Annotated in this window: 13 protein-coding genes and 1 tRNA gene; 7 read left to right on the forward strand and 7 right to left on the reverse strand. The window is 56.6% G+C overall.

The window, feature by feature from the left end; translation table 11 throughout:
* Window positions 1–103: 103 nt before the first annotated feature.
* Together AC2FLU_RS01750 and ttcA are read right to left on the reverse strand one after the other, a co-directional pair.
* Complete coding sequence (locus AC2FLU_RS01750) at window positions 104–1,387, reverse strand: putative bifunctional diguanylate cyclase/phosphodiesterase (protein ID WP_496811773.1); 1,284 nt, start codon at window positions 1,385–1,387, stop codon at window positions 104–106.
* A 316-nt stretch (window positions 1,388–1,703) separates the two neighbouring features.
* Window positions 1,704–2,597, reverse strand: a complete 894-nt coding sequence (ttcA, locus tag AC2FLU_RS01755) for a tRNA 2-thiocytidine(32) synthetase TtcA (protein ID WP_480623445.1) — start codon at window positions 2,595–2,597, stop codon at window positions 1,704–1,706.
* Window positions 2,598–2,711: 114 nt separating this feature from the next.
* Here ttcA and AC2FLU_RS01760 point away from each other — a divergent pair, with 114 nt between their 5' ends.
* On the forward strand, window positions 2,712–3,647 hold the full coding sequence (locus AC2FLU_RS01760; RefSeq protein ID WP_480623446.1) for an alpha/beta fold hydrolase: 936 nt from the start codon (window positions 2,712–2,714) through the stop codon (window positions 3,645–3,647).
* Here the strand turns inward: AC2FLU_RS01760 and yidD are convergent.
* Genes yidD through rpmH form a run of 3 tightly spaced genes read right to left on the reverse strand, consistent with a single transcriptional unit; the run spans window position 3,644 to window position 4,460 of the window.
* On the reverse strand, window positions 3,644–3,877 hold the full coding sequence (gene yidD / locus AC2FLU_RS01765) for a membrane protein insertion efficiency factor YidD (protein ID WP_209505895.1): 234 nt from the start codon (window positions 3,875–3,877) through the stop codon (window positions 3,644–3,646). The two genes, AC2FLU_RS01760 and yidD, sit on opposite strands and share 4 nt — an antisense overlap.
* On the reverse strand, window positions 3,874–4,299 hold the full coding sequence (gene rnpA / locus AC2FLU_RS01770) for a ribonuclease P protein component (protein WP_480554814.1): 426 nt from the start codon (window positions 4,297–4,299) through the stop codon (window positions 3,874–3,876). Before rnpA ends, yidD begins: the two co-directional genes overlap by 4 nt.
* A 26-nt stretch (window positions 4,300–4,325) precedes the next feature.
* Complete coding sequence (gene rpmH / locus AC2FLU_RS01775; RefSeq protein ID WP_005980833.1) at window positions 4,326–4,460, reverse strand: 50S ribosomal protein L34; 135 nt, start codon at window positions 4,458–4,460, stop codon at window positions 4,326–4,328.
* 296 nt (window positions 4,461–4,756) lie between these two features.
* Here rpmH and AC2FLU_RS01780 point away from each other — a divergent pair, with 296 nt between their 5' ends.
* From AC2FLU_RS01780 to AC2FLU_RS01795, 4 genes are all read left to right on the forward strand, one after another.
* A complete protein-coding gene (locus tag AC2FLU_RS01780) occupies window positions 4,757–5,488 on the forward strand; it encodes a TVP38/TMEM64 family protein (RefSeq protein WP_496715462.1) in 732 nt (243 codons plus the stop codon).
* Window positions 5,489–5,491: 3 nt separating this feature from the next.
* A complete protein-coding gene (locus AC2FLU_RS01785; protein ID WP_496809507.1) occupies window positions 5,492–6,910 on the forward strand; it encodes a dihydrolipoyl dehydrogenase family protein in 1,419 nt (472 codons plus the stop codon).
* Between the two features lie 18 nt (window positions 6,911–6,928).
* The gene (locus AC2FLU_RS01790; protein ID WP_480607419.1) at window positions 6,929–8,311 is read left to right on the forward strand and encodes an ATP-binding protein; all 1,383 of its coding nucleotides are present in this window, start codon (window positions 6,929–6,931) and stop codon (window positions 8,309–8,311) included.
* 64 nt (window positions 8,312–8,375) lie between these two features.
* Window positions 8,376–8,452: transfer RNA gene (locus AC2FLU_RS01795), tRNA-Arg, on the forward strand.
* Between the two features lie 336 nt (window positions 8,453–8,788).
* Here the strand turns inward: AC2FLU_RS01795 and AC2FLU_RS01800 are convergent.
* Window positions 8,789–10,357, reverse strand: a complete 1,569-nt coding sequence (locus tag AC2FLU_RS01800; RefSeq protein WP_496809508.1) for a tannase/feruloyl esterase family alpha/beta hydrolase — start codon at window positions 10,355–10,357, stop codon at window positions 8,789–8,791.
* A gap of 133 nt (window positions 10,358–10,490) precedes the next feature.
* Here AC2FLU_RS01800 and AC2FLU_RS01805 point away from each other — a divergent pair, with 133 nt between their 5' ends.
* Together AC2FLU_RS01805 and AC2FLU_RS01810 are read left to right on the forward strand one after the other, a co-directional pair.
* Window positions 10,491–11,018 (forward strand): efflux RND transporter periplasmic adaptor subunit, encoded by a 528-nt coding sequence (locus tag AC2FLU_RS01805; protein WP_496809509.1) that lies wholly within the window; start codon window positions 10,491–10,493, stop codon window positions 11,016–11,018.
* 72 nt (window positions 11,019–11,090) lie between these two features.
* Window positions 11,091–11,324 (forward strand): hypothetical protein, encoded by a 234-nt coding sequence (locus AC2FLU_RS01810; protein ID WP_496809510.1) that lies wholly within the window; start codon window positions 11,091–11,093, stop codon window positions 11,322–11,324.
* Between the two features lie 373 nt (window positions 11,325–11,697).
* On the opposite strand, the gene AC2FLU_RS01815 is transcribed toward AC2FLU_RS01810, so the two are convergent.
* The gene (locus AC2FLU_RS01815; protein WP_480519239.1) at window positions 11,698–12,492 is read right to left on the reverse strand and encodes an SDR family oxidoreductase; all 795 of its coding nucleotides are present in this window, start codon (window positions 12,490–12,492) and stop codon (window positions 11,698–11,700) included.
* Window positions 12,493–12,778 lie beyond the last annotated feature (286 nt).

Below are 12,778 nucleotides of genomic sequence, written 5' to 3' on the forward strand. Positions count from 1 at the left end.
GAAAGACACCCGCAGGGTTCAACAGAGTGCAGACCCAAAGGTCAAGCGGAATCGCCCGTCATTTCGTCACGGAGGGGTCTTCTTTACCGCGATTTCCGGTTCCCTACCGCGTTTTCCGCCCGATTTTGGGAACACCGTCGACCTTGTTGCGGTAAGACGTGATCCAATCCTTGGTTTTTTCGAATGGCATGGGCTTGCCGATGCCAAATCCCTGAACATGATCGCAACCCAGTTGGGCCATCAAAGCGTGCTCACCCGGCGTTTCGACACCTTCGGCCAGAGTTTCCAGATGCAAACGTTCTGCCATCATCAGAATGGCGCTGGCAAGCTGTTGCTGGCTTGGGTCCAGATCCGCTTTGGCAACAAAAGACCTGTCGATCTTGATGCGCGATACGTTGAACCGTTTGATAGAACCGATCGAGGCATGTCCTGTCCCGAAATCGTCCAGATCAATACAGCACCCCATTGCGGCAAGCCCGGTGACGTTGCGGGTTATGACATCGTCGGGCCGTCTGGAGAACACGGTCTCCAACACCTCGACCGCCAACCTGTCAGGGGTCAGATCGAATTGATCCAGTTCCCATTTCAGACGGTCGATCAGGCCCGGATTGCGCAGTTCGTCAGATGAGAAATTGATCCCGATGCGCGGCACCGACAGCATGGACCGATCCCATTCGCGCATTGCAGAGAAGGAATGATGCCGCATGGCCTGCCCCAGCCGGTCCATCAGTTCGGCCTGTTCGGCAAAGGGCAGGAACACATTGGGAGCAAGAACCCCTTTTTTCGGATGTTCCCAGCGGGCCAGAGCCTCAAACCCACTGATACGCCCAGTATCGGTTGAGATCTGGGGTTGAAACCACGGGCGGATTTCACCGCTGTCCAGCGCCGCCTCGAACTCTTTGCGCAAGTTGATCCTGACCTGCGCCCGTCTGCGCGTCTGAGAGGAAAAAGCGCGAATCGTGGAAGGCCCATTTTGTTGCGCCTCCAAAAGGGCGTTATTTGCGGCTTCCTGCCATTCGATTGCCGAGCCGTCAGTGATATTGCTGCTCAGGCAAAAGCCAATGGAACAGGACATATACACGCCGGTGCCATTCAACATGATGGGGTCTTCAACGGCGTTTTGCATACGGCCCGACATCTGAATACATGCTTCCAGATCCAGTTGCCGTGCCGGGTGCAGAACAACCATCATCCTGTTTCCACCCATCCGGGTTGCGCAATCATTGGAGCGGATCATGGACAAAACGCTCGAGCAGAATTGCTGTGCAACGTGGTTTGCCGCCGCCTGTCCGTGCAGATCAAGCAATTGCGTGAAGTCATCCAGAACCACCGCGAAACAGGCCGAGTTTTCCCCCTTCAGGCGGGCGTCGGCAAATACCTTCTCCAAAACTGTTTCAAACTGGTCCTTTGACAGCAGACCGCCGGGCGCCAAAGCCCCTTACGCGACGGATCGGCTGCGAATGCATTGATGCCTGCGACGATCAGAGGCAAAATCAGGGCCAGTGCAACCAGGGCCTGTTCACCCCCAATCCAAAACGCACTCAGACAAAGCGCAGGAACAAAGGCCAGCGCGGCTGGGCCGCCCAGAACGGTTTTCAACGAATGGACAAAACGGTCGGTAAGGGGATGGTTCCGCATCAGCTTTCTGGCCTTGGGCATGATCTGCACAAGGCAAAGCCTATGAAACCAGTCTAAGTCAGTCGTTAACGCAGAAGCGGAATCTCTTCTAAGTTCCCAGATTTTTCGTCGGAATTTCGTGAAAGGTTAATGAAATCAAACAGCTTTCCATCCAGAAGGTGCGATGGCCGCGCGTTTGTTAACGCTCGGAACATAACCTGTCGCCGACCCGGGCTGTTCTTTTCCCATTGATCCAGAATCTGTTTGACCTGCTGGCGCTGCAACCCATCCTGACTGCCGCACAGGTCACAGGGAATGATCGGGTATTGCATCGCCTTGGCAAATTTCTCGCAATCGGCTTCGGCGACATGGGCGAGCGGGCGGAATACAAAAAGATCGCCTTCTTCGTTCACCAGTTTCGGCGGCATCGTGGCCAGGCGTCCGCCGTGGAACAGGTTCATGAAAAACGTCTCAAGGATATCGTCGCGGTGATGCCCCAGGACGACCGCCGAGCACCCTTCCTCGCGCGCGATGCGATAGAGGTTGCCACGGCGCAAACGGGAACACAGGGCGCAATAGGTCCGGCCCTGCGGAACCTTGTCCATCACAACGGAATATGTGTCCTGATATTCGATCCGATGCGGCACGTCCATTCGACCCAGAAACTCGGGCAGGACCGTCGCCGGAAAGCCCGGCTGGCCCTGATCCAGATTGCAGGCCAGCAGATCGACAGGCAACAGGCCCCGCCACTTGAGCTCGTAGAGAACGGCCAGCAATGTATAGCTGTCCTTGCCACCCGAAAGGCACACCAGCCAGCGGGGTGGCTTACCATCCTTTTTGTGGGCGGACGGATCCACCATCCCGTATTGCTCGATCGCTTCACGGGTCTGGCGCACAATGCGTTTACGCAGCTTCTTGAACTCGGTTGTCGAGGGCGCGCCGGCAAACAGCGGGTGGATATCGTCTGCATCATCAAACATGCGCCGTGGTTACAGCGGACAGAAGGCCCGGGCAAGGCGTAGAAGCAGGATCAACCGCATTTGGAGAGTAGTTACACCCGTGTTACCCTGCGCGTATTTTTCAGGAGGTATATTATGGACTATTTCTTTTCCGTCCGCGCCCGCAGCGGCGAACACTATTCAAATAAGATGGGCACCGCGCGATATCTGGTTATTCCGGGGAATGTCGGGCAACCGGCACGGCAGCATGAAATACCGCAATCTCAATGGATAAGCCGGATTCAGGCCGAAGCCGGGGCGACGGCTACCGAGAACGGGCATATTGTTGTCTTCGTGCACGGGTTCAATACCGAGCAATACCAGATGCTGGAACGTCACCGCAAAATTCGCACCGGTCTTGAGATGCATGGCTTTAACGGTGTGGTCATCAGCTATGACTGGCCAAGCGATGGATCTGTTCTGGGCTATAACGTTGACCGGGCTGACGCGCGGCGTGCGGCAGAGAAATTGTTCAGTCACGGGATCACGCGGCTGTCCCGGATGCAGACTGCGGATTGCCGGTACAACGTCCATGTTCTGGCACATTCCATGGGCACGTTCTTGGTGCGAGAAGCCATGGATTATGCCGATGACGACCACGAAACCGCGCAACACAGCTGGATGACCAGCCAGATCGCGTTTGTCGCGGCGGATGTATCCGCGAAATCGTTCCGCGATGGCAGTTCCAAGACGTCCTCTCTGATGCGACGTTGTACAAGGCTGACATGCTATTACAGCCCGTTTGACGAGGTTTTGTCGATCTCAGAGGTCAAGCGTGTCGGAGTATCGCGCCGACTGGGCCGTGTCGGAATGCCAAACGACCGGCCTGAAAAAGCGGTTAATCTGTATTGCGGGTCCTATTTCAAAAACACCCGCGATGAATACGGGGATGGGCCATCTGCGACACACAACTGGTATTTTGATTCGCCCCGGTTTTTCGAAGACCTGCACCATACATTGATGGGAAAACTGGACCGAGAGGTCATTCCGACCCGCAGCTTCACCGACCGCGGCAATCTGGCGTTGATTTAAGGGTCTGTATTGTCGGGCACCGGATCGTAACCGTCACCGCCCCAGGGATGGCAGCGGCATATCCGGTGCGCAGCCAGCCATGATCCCCGGATCGCGCCATGTTTTTCCAATGCTTCCAGCGCATAGGCCGAGCATGTGGGCTGATAGCGGCAATTGAAACCAACCCAGGGGCTGAAAATCAGCCGGTACGCGCGAACGGGCAGGGCGACGATATGGGACAGAAAGGTCATTTGCGATCCGCATGCACTTTGCGAAGCGCATACCGCAAGTCGCTCAGCAGGACGTCATAAGGGAGATCGGCGGTTACATCAGCCCGCCCGATCAGCACATAGTCCCATCCCTCAAGACCGAACACAGGCAAGACCGCCCGTGCGACTTCTCTCAGACGGCGCTTGGCACGATTGCGGGCCACGGCATTGCCGACTTTCTTTGAGCAGGTAAAGCCAACGCGCAGCCCGACCGCTTCATCCGGAGCGCGTCGGCGGGCCTGCACCATCATCGAAGACGTTCCCTGTCTGCGCGCGCGCGCGGCTTTCAGGAAATCGGCTCTTTTTTTTAGGATCGTCAGAGATGTGGGTAGACAAACAGAAGCCGCCGGGGGCGTATTCCCGGGGTGGTTCTTACCATCCTCAGGGGCCTCCGGCGGCATCATGTTCATACCCTGATCAGTGGGCGGTTTTACGCGCTCAGCGATTTGCGGCCGCGGGCGCGGCGCGCATTCAGGATCTTGCGGCCGGCTTTTGTGGCCATGCGCGCGCGGAAACCGTGGCGGCGTTTGCGAACCAGGTTCGAAGGCTGATAGGTGCGTTTCATCGCTCCGTCTCCAATCTATAGCGGTCGGGTGCGGCGCGGATTCGCCTGGCCCTAGTGTTCGAAGCCCGTCCTCTACTGCCAAGCGAAGTGTAAGTCAAACCCCAACGGCCCGGTTTTCGCGGCTTTTGCAACAATTCTGTAAACCGATTGCTGAAAAGATTTCAAATCGGTCGATTATCGTCTGAAACTGTCACGTTCGCGGCCACATAGATCAAGGCCCCGTGAACCCCCTGTTGCCAAAAGCGCAAGCAGCGCATGTTGGGCGTAAGATGAAACAAGAAGAACCGGAAGGCCAGATGTCCGAAACAAGCCAGGCTCCACGAAACGGGTTGGCGCGTCATATCCCCTTGCTGGTGATTCTCGGTGTCGCCGCGGTGGGGTTTTTCACGCTGGGTGATTACCTGACTTTCGAAACCCTGCGAGACAACCGCGAAGCGTTGCTGGCGTGGCGGGACGCAAACTATTGGGCCATGGTGGCCGGGTTCGTTGCCGTCTATATCGTGATCGTCGCGTTTTCGCTGCCCGGGGCAGCTGTCGCCTCGATGACCGGTGGGTTCCTGTTTGGACTGTTTGCCGGAACGGTGTTCAATGTATTTTCGGCCACTATAGGCGCATCGGCCATCTTTTTGGCCGCCCGCTGGGGGTTGGGCAATGCTTTGACGGCCCGGCTGAATGCCTCAAAGGGGACGATTGGGAAGCTGAAGGACAGGTTGCGCGAGAACGAAATCTCGGTGCTGTTCCTGCTGCGGCTTGTCCCGGTTGTGCCGTTCTTTGTGGCCAATCTGGTGCCTGCGCTGGTGGGCGTCAAATTTCGCAATTTTCTGATCACGACGGCGCTGGGCATTATCCCGGGGGGTATCGTTTACACCTGGATCGGCGTTGGGCTGGGCGGTGTGTTCGACCGTGGCGAAACACCGGACGTTTCTTTATTGTGGGAACCCTTCGTTATTGGCCCCATTGTCGGCTTGTGTGTGCTGGCTGCTTTGCCGATTGTCATCAAGTCCCTGCGTGGCGGAAAGGACGCCTGACCCATGCAACACCTCAAGACAGATATCCTGGTCATTGGGGCCGGGTCCGGAGGGTTGTCGGTTGCGGCCGGTGCCAGCCAGATGGGTGCGAAGGTGATCCTTCTGGAAGGGCACAAGATGGGCGGCGACTGCCTGAACTTCGGCTGCGTCCCGTCGAAAGCGCTGATCGCAAGCGGCAAAGCGGCCTTTGGTCAGGCGCATTCCGCCGCGTTTGGCGTGGCCGATGTAAACCCTCAGATCGACTATGCGGCGGCGAAGGATCATGTGCGGGATGTGATTGCCCAGATCGAACCAATGGACAGCCAGCAACGCTTCGAAGGTTTGGGTGTCAAGGTGATCCGCGAGTTTGGCAGCTTTATCTCCCCGACCAAGGTGCAGGCCGGAGATCATGTCATCACCGCGCGCCGGATCGTGATTGCAACCGGGTCGTCGCCAATGGTTCCGCCGATCCCGGGACTGGACACAGTGCCTTATCAAACAAACGAAACCATCTTCGACCTGCGCGAGCGTCCGGAACACCTGCTGATCATTGGCGGTGGTCCGGTGGGTATGGAAATGGCGCAGGCTCATGTCCGGTTGGGCAGCAAGGTAACAGTTGTTGAAGGGCAGAAGGCATTGGGCAAAGGCGACCCCGAGGCCGCGTCCGTGGTGCTGGAGGCTTTGCGCGGCGAAGGTGTCATGGTCCATGAAAATGCCGTGGTGGCCCAGATTCGCGGAAGGGAAGGCGTTGTGGAAATCGTGACCGAGAATGGCGATATTCACCGGGGCTCTCACCTTTTGATCGCCGTAGGGCGCAAGGCCAATATCGAGCGTCTGAACCTGACTGCGGCGGGAATTGACCGCACCAGAACCGGAATCAAGACGGATGACAGCTTGCGGACGTCAAACCGCCGGGTCTATGCGATTGGCGATGTCGTGGGGGGGCTGCAATTCACCCATGTTGCCGGGTATCATGCGGGTATCATCATTCGATCCGCCTTGTTCGGCCTGCCCTCCAGGGCGAAAACGGCGCATATCCCGTGGGCAACGTTCACCGATCCTGAACTGGCACAGGTAGGTCTGACCGAAGCTCAGGCCCGCGACCGGCATGGCGACAGGCTGGAGGTTGCGCGCTTTGATTATCACCACAATGACCGCGCTTTGGCCGAGCGCAAAACCAAAGGGTTCATCAAGGTCATGGTGGTGAAGGGCAGGCCCGTCGGCGCCACGATTGTGGGCCATCAGGCGGGCGAGTTGATAAACATGTGGTCGCTGGCTTTGGCCAATAATCTGAAGATGGGGCAGATAGCTGCTATGGTTTCACCCTATCCGACAATCGGAGAGCTTAACAAACGCGTTGCTGGCGCTTATTTCTCTCCAAGGCTGTTTGAGAATCAGACAGTTAAACGTGTGGTCAGGTTTGTTCAGCGTTGGATTCCCTGACCTGTAAAGGAGCGTAAATTGAACTCGCTGTCGGGCCGATTTCTGATCCTGACGACGGTCTTCGTTATGTTGGCCGAAATCTTGATCTTTGTCCCGTCGATTGCCCGGTTCCGCGAGGATTTCCTGCTAAACCGTCTGGAACGCGCCCAGATCGCATCGCTGGCGTTGCTGGCTGACGATATGCTGGCCGAAGATCTTGAGGCAGAACTGCTGGCGAATGCCGGTGTCTACAACGTTGTGTTGCGTCGGGATGAAGTCCGCCAACTCATGCTGTCGTCACCAATTCCCGAGGCAATCACCAAAACATTCGATCTACGGGATGCCGGTCCGTGGATTTTGATCCGGGATGCGGTGAGCCGGATATTCATACCCGAAAATGAAGTCATCCGTATCATTGGCGAGCCGGTCAAGGGCGCGGGGTTGCTGATTGAGGTCACGATCGACAGCGCCCCCCTGCGTATGGCGATGGTTGACTACGGCCTGCGCATTCTGGGGCTGTCCTTTGTCATCTCAATCATCACGGCGTCCTTACTGTTCCTTGCGGTGCGCGTGGTTCTTGTTCGCCCAATCAAAAGCGTAGTGGGATATATGCAGCGCTATGCCAGCGCACCCGAGGATGCGCGCGGCATCATCTCGCCGAATTCCAGAGTGACGGAATTGCGCGAGGCCGAAGAAGCGCTGAAGATGTTGCAAACGGAACTGACGCAGGCGCTCAAACAGCGCGAGCGGCTGGCGCAACTGGGTGGGGCGGTTGCAAAGGTCAGTCATGACCTGCGTAACATCCTGACATCGGCGCAGCTGTTCACGGACAGGATCGAATCCAGTGATGACCCGCTGGTCCGGCGAATGGCTCCGAAGTTGGTGAATTCGATCACCCGTGCTGTATCGCTGTGTGAAAGCACATTGGCATTCGGCCGTGCAGAAGAACCTGCGCCGACCTTGACGATGGTGCCCCTACGGACAATTGCGGCTGACGTCGCCACCAGCGAACAGCTGGCAGTCGCAGGGGGCTGCGTCGAGATCGTGAACGAAGTGCCTGAAGATCTGATCGCCCGCGCCGACCCCGAGCAGTTGTTTCGTGTCATCATGAACCTCGTGCGTAACGCAAGACAGGCGTTGGAAGCTTCGGGTAAGCCGGGTCATATCACCATCGACGGGTGTGAATATCAGGACGCCTGGTGTCTTGAAATTCGCGACACCGGGCCGGGTCTTCCGCCAAAAGCACGTGAAAACCTGTTCACACCGTTTCAGGGTGGGGTCCGCAAAGGAGGCTCTGGCCTGGGCCTTGCAATCTCTCAGGAACTGGTGCGCGGGCATGGCGGTAACCTGACACTGAAAGAGACCGGGCCCGAAGGAACGATCTTTGAAATAAGGCTTCCGCGCGGAGACATGACTTTTTGATTTTTTTTTGAAGAATCGGCTTGCACGTCTTTGACCACAGGTCTAAACAGCGCCTCACCAACGCGGACCGATAGCTCAGCTGGATAGAGTACTTGACTACGAATCAAGGGGTCGGGGGTTCGAATCCTCCTCGGTCCGCCACTTGGTAATTGTTGAACGTCACACGAACCTGACCCAACCGTCATAGTTGGACCAGAAACTAGGTGAACGTTCGACACTGGAAGGCACCCCAAAAATTTCTCATATTTGAAACGATAATAGATCCTGAGTTGCAGATCAGTTGCGGGAGCTAGAGCTTAATTCCTCTTTTTGGGTGTCGGTTTGCTGTTTCCGGCCCATAAGAGACATTCATCATCCAGTTCCGATGCTGCGGTCGCAGTCCGCTTACCGGCCATTCGCTGCAGGCGCACAGTTTTGATTAGATCGAACTCACAGACCGCGGGACGAAGCCGACTTTCGGTGTTTACCTGTATCACCTCAGTTGCCTGCGCCACAGTTGAAACTCGCAGGGTCCCGGGGGTCGCCACGACCGTCATATTGGGCAACACTTGGATAGGCGCAAACGGGTCGGCCACCGGCTGGCTGAGCGCTGTCATCCAGCCAAAGGGCCGTAATGTGATCAGGCGCTTCTCCGGTTTCCGCCCACTTGTCGATCTCAACCAGAAAATTGACCCAGGAGGGCCCGGGACCGCCAAAGCAGTGCTCTACGCCGGGCATCATGAACAGGCGAATATCGTCGGCTGCACTTGGATCATGAGCCAGAACGTCTTCGTAATACCCGACCATTGCAAGGCCCGATTGCGCGTTGTCGGACCAGCCGGAATACAGCAGCATCTTGCCACCACGAGCGCGGTAGGCGGACAAATCCGGGTTTATCGCATTCAGAGTCTCCGCAGCCGCGGCAGAATCCTGTGCATAGGTGCCGAAATCGAAGTTCTCATAGGTCCAATTGGGATCGTGATAGACGAAATTCTGCATAATGCCGTTGCCAAAGCTGAAAAAAGCGCTCGGCGACACAGGTTCATCAAATCCACCTGATCCGACGCCCTCCTGGAAGCTCCCATCGTCGTCCTGATACTTCATGCCACCTGTCAACCAGCGGCTCCAACCTCCCTCGGCTGTTTCGCCGCCAAATGGGAAACCGTAATACATGCTGTCGCCATCGGAGTTCTTGGGACCGTCATAGACCGCCTTGAACGCAGCAACTTCTCTGGCGCTCAGACAGTCTTCGGAATTGTCGCCTTCGCATTGCAGGCTGGCCACGTCAAACCCGCACTTCCGGGGGTCATTGAGGATGCCATCCTCGAGCCCATCCAGCCCATCGCAGACGGCCAGATATGAACTCTCGACCAGCGCCTGAGCTTCTGGCCCAATGACAGCCTCTTCGATATTGTTTAGGTCTGGGTACATCGCCTGGTTGATCTGAGTTGCCTGCACGGCAATTCCCGTCCAGTCAACCGCATAGGCGCCAGCCGCAACCGCGTCAAAATCTTCTGGGTAACGCATAGCGGACATTATTGCCTGTCCACCGCCCCGGGAGCACCCGGTAAAGTAGCTGCGAGCAATTGGTTTTTCATAAAAAGCCTTGGTCAGGGCCTTGGCTGTGACTGCTGTTCGATGAACTGCCAGATGTCCGAAATTGACCAGCGCCTCGAGGTCGTTGAGGGCCCAACTGGCGTCGGCTGGATGCCCCTGATGTCCTGTGTCAGTGCCGACAGTGGCGTAACCCAATTGAAGTGAGCCATCGATAAGGGAGGTATTCATCACGGAACCGACGAATCCGCCTCCACCGCCCATAACAAATTTGCCGTTCCAATTTTCCGGTAGCAGGAGTTCGAAATTGATCTTGCCACCAATCACACCGGAAACTTTGCAATGTGGCGCAGGAGCGGACACTTCTGTGACCGAAGCAATTGAAACATCGGGGAGCTCAGGCAGGGTCTGGTTCGCACATATTGGCCGGGCATAGGACGGGCTGCCAATTGCTGACGCGCCCAATACTGCACAAGCCAGGAGTTGGTATGTTTTTATAACCTTTGTGTTCACTACGCTTCCCCCTCAATGGAATACCGAATTTTGCCCGAACCTGGCTTATGAGTAACATCCGATTTATGTTAGGCTATAGACTGGTTACCGTATACCCACCTCCATACCCACATTCGTTAGGAGACTTAGAATTTTGACCGTCCGTATTTTGCTAGCCTTATTTGTGATTTTCCCCGCGTCGGTTCTCGCTCAAAGCGTGGATAAACTTGGTGACAAGTTGGCCGACCTGCGATTTGAGGGGCGTATTGAAGCCAGCATGCGATCTCAGGTCGCCAATTCGGTGAATGGCTTTCTGACCGATATCCATTTCACAAAGGGAGACCGCGTCGAGGCTGGCCAATTACTCTTCTCGTTGAGCAGTGTGGTGTATGAGCATCAGGTGAATGCCGCCCAGGCTCTCTTGGACAGGCGGCAGATTGAATTGGCCCAAGCCGAGGCAAATGTAGCGCGTGTCAGCAAGCTCGAAGACAGGGGAACCGCGACGCAAGTGCAGCTAGAGGATGCGTCGGCAAGGCTCGCGCTTGCAAAGGTCGCCGTTGACGAGGCGAGGATCGGGCTGGATCTGAGAAAGCTAGAGTTGGCCAGCACAACGATTACCGCACCTATTACGGGATACATCGACTCGCCGCGCTTGAGCCGCGGAGCGTACCTCAAAACCTAGACTGGAAAGCCGCTTGCGGAAATTGTTCAGGTTGACCCAGCTCTGGTTTCGTTTGCGCACCCATATGACTCTTTGCTGGAGTTGCACCATGTCGCCCCGGAGCGCATCGAAGAGTATCTGGATCGTTTCGCTGTTCACGTGGCGTTGCCGACAGGAGAACGCTATGAGCAGACCGGAAAAGTGGCCTTCGTTGGAACAGAGTTGAATTCCGATGGCGCGTTGCAGGTTTGGGCGGAAATACCAAATCCTGAGGTCATACTTATCCCGGGATTGCAGGTGAGTGTCAGCATCGAGCTAAAAAAATAAATCGTGCAACGTTTCCCATTGCGGTTTTACCGGCCAACTTCACTTCGAAACATCAGGAAAAGTCGATCCTTCGCGGCTGAAACTGCGGCCCGCCCAAATGTCGAAGATGGGCTCATAGCTGGCCTCGGGCGCAACGCAGCATCAGGGCAATAGAAACAACTTCCACCGGCGAGAACGGCCCCAGAGCTGCCCTTGACTGTCCAGCTCCGATGCTGCAGCCGCAGCCCGCATTCCGGACGTTCGCTGCAACTGCGAAGTTTCCGTCGATTCGAACTCACGTTCTGCGGGACAAACCGTGATTTCGCTGCGATTGAGGCAATGTCCCCAATATAGGCACGGGAACGGACGAAAGATCGCCCGCCCCGCCTTATAATCAATCGCCGGGTGTTGCAGCAGTACCCGCGAGGATGCCGCCATCAATCGTTAGTTCTGTTCCGGTCATGTAGGCCGCCTCGTCTGAAGCGAGCAGCACGGCAAGGGCTGCAACCTCTTTCGCTTCGCCAAACCGCCGCATGGGTGTGTCTGCCACCATTGCAGCTTCGCGTTCAGCCCTGTCCGGACCGTTGCCTAGCATTGGTTCCCACATCGGCGTCATGATTGCCGCTGGATGGATAGAGTTACACCGGATGTTCAGCCCTTGCGCGGCGCAGTAAAGCGCGACTGACTTCGTGTGGTTGCGTATAGCGGCTTTCGAGGCCGCGTAGGCAGCGGCCATCGGGATGCCGATGAGACCGGAACGGGATGAGATGTTCACGATGCTGCCTGCACCCTTCGCGCGCATAGCTCGGATCGCATAACGGCAGCCGAGAAATGTGCCATCGGTGTTCACCGTATGGACCTTCCGCCAGTCAGCCAAAGCAGCATTTTCGGGATCATGAGCAGGTGGCGCACCGTCGAACGGCCCTTCAAACCCTGTGATACCAGCGTTGTTCACCAGAACGTCAAGGGCGGGAAAGCGTTCTGCAACCGTATCCCACGCCGCTTCGGAAGCCACATCAAGGCGCGCGAAAGTTGCACCGATCTGGTCGGCCATGGCCTGCCCGGTCTTAGCGTCGATATCTGTCAGGATGACGTCGGCACCTTCGTCGCGGAAGGCGCTTGCGATGGCGGCACCAATGCCGCGGGCACCCCCAGTTATGAGGGCTGTCTTTTTCTTTAATCTGGGCATGAAAGCTCCGTAAGGTATGAATTCGATGGAGTCCGAGCGTTGGTCGCCAGAGGCGCAGTTCCGCCTAGTAGGCGGGTTTCCGGGTTACCGGTGCCGTTTGTCCATCGTAGTTCTCTCCTCTTCTTCGGATAATTACATAATAGAAAGCGGCACCCCAATGATCAAGCTGATAGCAGCAGCCGTTCATAGACTTTGCAGCATCGTTCATTATGGGATCACTGCCGACCTCGGAGCAAACGCAGCATCTGATCGCCCGGCTGGCTGGCTCCGATGAGGACGGCCCTAA

The sequence above is a fragment of the Ruegeria sp. SAZD013 genome, from assembly GCF_059612525.1.